Origin of the sequence: Arthrobacter flavus (assembly GCF_039526005.1) — a bacterium.
In the GTDB taxonomy this organism is placed as follows: Bacteria; Actinomycetota; Actinomycetes; order Actinomycetales; family Micrococcaceae; genus Arthrobacter_D; species Arthrobacter_D flavus.
Window position 1 is genome coordinate 1 of record NZ_BAAAIJ010000006.1, and the last position, 5,565, is coordinate 5,565.

Below are 5,565 nucleotides of genomic sequence, written 5' to 3' on the forward strand. Positions count from 1 at the left end.
TTTGAGAACTCAATAGTGTGCCATGTTTGTTGATACCGATTGTTTTATTGATTGGTTGAATTTGGCTGCATGACGTCACTTCGGTGGTGTTGTGTGGTTGTTTTTGGCTGGTTTCGAATTTTGCGCGTGCCTGTTTACTGGTTTTTCCTGGTGGTGGGTGCGTGTCTGTAATGCATTTACGGAGAGTTTGATCCTGGCTCAGGATGAACGCTGGCGGCGTGCTTAACACATGCAAGTCGAACGATGATCCCAGCTTGCTGGGGGATTAGTGGCGAACGGGTGAGTAACACGTGAGTAACCTGCCCTTGACTCTGGGATAAGCCTGGGAAACCGGGTCTAATACTGGATATGACCTTCTGGCGCATGCCATGTTGGTGGAAAGCTTTATTGCGGTTTTGGATGGACTCGCGGCCTATCAGCTTGTTGGTGGGGTAATGGCCTACCAAGGCGACGACGGGTAGCCGGCCTGAGAGGGTGGACGGCCACACTGGGACTGAGACACGGCCCAGACTCCTACGGGAGGCAGCAGTGGGGAATATTGCACAATGGGCGCAAGCCTGATGCAGCGACGCCGCGTGGGGGATGAAGGCCTTCGGGTTGTAAACCTCTTTCAGTAGGGAAGAAGCGAAAGTGACGGTACCTGCAGAAGAAGCGCCGGCTAACTACGTGCCAGCAGCCGCGGTAATACGTAGGGCGCAAGCGTTATCCGGAATTATTGGGCGTAAAGAGCTCGTAGGCGGTTTGTCGCGTCTGCCGTGAAAGTCCGGGGCTTAACTCCGGATCTGCGGTGGGTACGGGCAGACTAGAGTGATGTAGGGGAGACTGGAATTCCTGGTGTAGCGGTGAAATGCGCAGATATCAGGAGGAACACCGATGGCGAAGGCAGGTCTCTGGGCATTAACTGACGCTGAGGAGCGAAAGCATGGGGAGCGAACAGGATTAGATACCCTGGTAGTCCATGCCGTAAACGTTGGGCACTAGGTGTGGGGGACATTCCACGTTTTCCGCGCCGTAGCTAACGCATTAAGTGCCCCGCCTGGGGAGTACGGCCGCAAGGCTAAAACTCAAAGGAATTGACGGGGGCCCGCACAAGCGGCGGAGCATGCGGATTAATTCGATGCAACGCGAAGAACCTTACCAAGGCTTGACATGAACTGGAACAGCGCAGAGATGTGTTGGCCGCTTGCGGCCGGTTTACAGGTGGTGCATGGTTGTCGTCAGCTCGTGTCGTGAGATGTTGGGTTAAGTCCCGCAACGAGCGCAACCCTCGTTCTATGTTGCCAGCGCGTTATGGCGGGGACTCATAGGAGACTGCCGGGGTCAACTCGGAGGAAGGTGGGGACGACGTCAAATCATCATGCCCCTTATGTCTTGGGCTTCACGCATGCTACAATGGCCGGTACAAAGGGTTGCGATACTGTGAGGTGGAGCTAATCCCAAAAAGCCGGTCTCAGTTCGGATTGAGGTCTGCAACTCGACCTCATGAAGTCGGAGTCGCTAGTAATCGCAGATCAGCAACGCTGCGGTGAATACGTTCCCGGGCCTTGTACACACCGCCCGTCAAGTCACGAAAGTTGGTAACACCCGAAGCCGGTGGCCTAACCCCCTTGTGGGGAGGGAGCTGTCGAAGGTGGGACCGGCGATTGGGACTAAGTCGTAACAAGGTAGCCGTACCGGAAGGTGCGGCTGGATCACCTCCTTTCTAAGGAGCACCTCGAACCGTTTCCTGTTGGCCCTGTGTGGTTGGTGGGGGGTTCGTAGGAGTATGGCCTATTGCGCGGGCGTTTGTTCCGCGGTGGGCTGCTCAAGGGTGGAATATCAATGAATAGGTGCCTGGTGGCGCTGGCTGGTAGCAGAGTACGGTCATCCTTTCGGGGGTGGTGTGGAAATGGTGGTGGTTGGTGGTGATCGGGTTTATCGTATGGCACACTGTTGGGTCCTGAAATAACAGGGCCCTGATTTTCGTGCACGGTTCACATGTTTGGTTCTTTTCCCTTGCTGTTTGGTGGGGGTGGGGCGGGTGTGTGGGTGGTGTGGGTTGGTTGGGGTACTGGGGTTTCTGGTTTTTCCCTGCCATGGCAGCGGGATCCTCTTTTGGGGGGTTGTCTGTTGGTGGTGTGGGGTTGTTGGTTGAGAACTGCATAGTGGACGAGAGCATCTTAAAAATAAGAAGCAATTTCAAAAAATCTTGGTTTCAGACTTTATGTTTGTTTCCATGGTTTTCTCGATATGTTTTTTGATCTTTTGTGGTCAAGTTTTTAAGGGCACACGGTGGATGCCTTGGCATCAAGAGCCGAAGAAGGACGTGGGAATCTGCGATAAGCCTGGGGGAGTCGATAACCGGACTGTGAGCCCAGGATTTCCGAATGGGGAAACCCCGCCTGGCCAGCGATGGACCGGGTGACCCGCATCTGAACACATAGGGTGCGTGGAGGGAACGTGGGGAAGTGAAACATCTCAGTACCCACAGGAAGAGAAAACAATAGTGATTCCGTTAGTAGTGGCGAGCGAACGCGGATGAGGCTAAACCAGTGGTGTGTGATAGCCGGCGGGCGTTGCATCACTGGGGTTGCGGGACTTTCCGTTCTGATTCTGCCGGATCAGTGAAATGAGTGCAGGCGTATAGGTGAACGGTCTTGAAAGGCCGGCCGGAGAGGGTGTAAGTCCCGTAACCGTAATGCGTGCTGCCGTTTGGAGAGTATCCCAAGTAGTACGGGGCCCGAGAAATCCCGTGCGAATCTGCCAGGACCACCTGGTAAGCCTAAATACTCCTTGATGACCGATAGCGGACAAGTACCGTGAGGGAAAGGTGAAAAGTACCCCGGGAGGGGAGTGAAACAGTACCTGAAACCGTGTGCCTACAATCCGTCAGAGCGTTGCCATCCTTTTGGGGGTGGTGGTGTGATGGCGTGCCTTTTGAAGAATGAGCCTGCGAGTTAGTGTTACGTCGCGAGGTTAACCCGTGTGGGGAAGCCGTAGCGAAAGCGAGTCTGAATAGGGCGAGTGAGTGGCGTGATCTAGACCCGAAGCGAAGTGATCTACCCATGGCCAGGTTGAAGCGACGGTAAGACGTCGTGGAGGACCGAACCCACTTCAGTTGAAAATGGAGGGGATGAGCTGTGGGTAGGGGTGAAAGGCCAATCAAACTTCGTGATAGCTGGTTCTCCCCGAAATGCATTTAGGTGCAGCGTTGTGTGTTTCTTACCGGAGGTAGAGCTACTGGATGGCTAATGGGCCCTACAAGGTTACTGACGTCAGCCAAACTCCGAATGCCGGTAAGTGAGAGCGCAGCAGTGAGACTGTGGGGGATAAGCTTCATAGTCGAGAGGGAAACAGCCCAGACCACCAACTAAGGCCCCTAAGCGTGTGCTAAGTGGGAAAGGATGTGGAGTTGCGAAGACAACCAGGAGGTTGGCTTAGAAGCAGCCATCCTTGAAAGAGTGCGTAATAGCTCACTGGTCAAGTGATTCCGCGCCGACAATGTAGCGGGGCTCAAGTACACCGCCGAAGTTGTGGATTTCAGATGATAGCTAAGCCGGAGACTTGTTCTCCTGAGTTCAGGCGTCTGGAGTGGTAGGGGAGCGTCGTGTGGGCGGTGAAGTCGCGGTGTAAACCAGCGGTGGAGCCTACACGAGTGAGAATGCAGGCATGAGTAGCGAAAGACGGGTGAGAAACCCGTCCGCCGAATGATCAAGGGTTCCAGGGTCAAGCTAATCTGCCCTGGGTAAGTCGGGACCTAAGGCGAGGCCGACAGGCGTAGTCGATGGACAACGGGTTGATATTCCCGTACCGGCGAAAAACCGCCCATACTGAGCAGGGGATACTAACCGCCCAATACCTGACCGTCCACCCTTTGGGGTGACACGGTTTTTGGTGGAGCGCGGGACCTGATCCTGGGAGGTAAGCGTATTAACAGGTGTGACGCAGGAAGGTAGCCGGGCCGGGCGATGGTTGCCCCGGTCTAAGGATGTAGGAGGGACCATAGGCAAATCCGTGGTCCTGGTTTTGATACCGTCTCTGAGACCCGATGGGCCCCGTTATGCGGGGATCCGGTGATCCTATGCTGCCTAGAAAAGCATCGGCGCGAGGTTTTAGCCGCCCGTACCCCAAACCGACACAGGTGATCAGGTAGAGAATACTAAGGCGATCGAGAGAATTATGGTTAAGGAACTCGGCAAAATGCCCCCGTAACTTCGGGAGAAGGGGGGCCTCACCCGTGACCGACACTTGCTGTTGTGAGCGTTGTGGGGCCGCAGAGACCAGGGGGAAGCGACTGTTTACTAAAAACACAGGTCCGTGCGAAGTCGCAAGACGATGTATACGGACTGACTCCTGCCCGGTGCTGGAAGGTTAAGAGGACCGGTTAGTGCCCTTCGGGGTGCGAAGCTGGGAATTTAAGCCCCAGTAAACGGCGGTGGTAACTATAACCATCCTAAGGTAGCGAAATTCCTTGTCGGGTAAGTTCCGACCTGCACGAATGGAGTAACGACTTCCCCGCTGTCTCAACCATAAGCTCGGCGAAATTGCACTACGAGTAAAGATGCTCGTTACGCGCAGCAGGACGGAAAGACCCCGAGACCTTCACTATAGTTTGGTATTGGTGTTCGGTGTGGCTTGTGTAGGATAGGTGGGAGACTGTGAACCCTGGACGCTAGTTCAGGGGGAGTCATCGTTGAAATACCACTCTGGTCATACTGGATATCTAACTTCGGCCCGTAATCCGGGTCAGGGACAGTGCCTGATGGGTAGTTTAACTGGGGCGGTTGCCTCCTAAAAAGTAACGGAGGCGCCCAAAGGTTCCCTCAGCCTGGTTGGCAATCAGGTGTCGAGTGTAAGTGCACAAGGGAGCTTGACTGTGAGAGAGACATCTCAAGCAGGGACGAAAGTCGGGACTAGTGATCCGGCGGTACATTGTGGAATGGCCGTCGCTCAACGGATAAAAGGTACCTCGGGGATAACAGGCTGATCTTGCCCAAGAGTCCATATCGACGGCATGGTTTGGCACCTCGATGTCGGCTCGTCGCATCCTGGGGCTGGAGTAGGTCCCAAGGGTTGGGCTGTTCGCCCATTAAAGCGGTACGCGAGCTGGGTTTAGAACGTCGTGAGACAGTTCGGTCCCTATCCGCTGCGCGCGCAGGAAATTTGAGAAGGGCTGTCCTTAGTACGAGAGGACCGGGACGGACGAACCTCTGGTGTGTCAGTTGTACTGCCAAGTGCACCGCTGATTAGCTACGTTCGGATGGGATAACCGCTGAAAGCATCTAAGCGGGAAGCCTGCTTCGAGATGAGATTTCCATACACATTTGTGTGAGAGGCCCCCAGCCAGACCACTGGGTTGATAGGCCGGACGTGGAAGCAAGGACTAACGACTTGTGAAGCTGACCGGTACTAATAAGCCGATAACTTACACCACACACACCACCCGTGAACGGCATCAAAAGACGTTCACACCCAGGGATGGTGTAAAGATATGCTGCTTTCGTCCACTATGCGGTTCCCAACCAACAACGGAACCAAAAAATAACACAACACAATACAGGTATAATCTGTTCAAGTTGTAACCAC

At 54.5% G+C, this 5,565-nt stretch carries 2 rRNA genes; both read left to right on the top strand.

What is annotated here, in order from left to right:
* Window positions 1–175: 175 nt before the first annotated feature.
* Window positions 176–1,702 (top strand): 16S ribosomal RNA (locus ABD059_RS02225).
* A 546-nt stretch (window positions 1,703–2,248) separates the two neighbouring features.
* Window positions 2,249–5,413, top strand: a 23S ribosomal RNA gene (locus ABD059_RS02230).
* Together the 16S and 23S rRNA genes form the textbook arrangement of a ribosomal RNA operon.
* The last annotated feature ends 152 nt before the right edge of the window (window positions 5,414–5,565 follow it).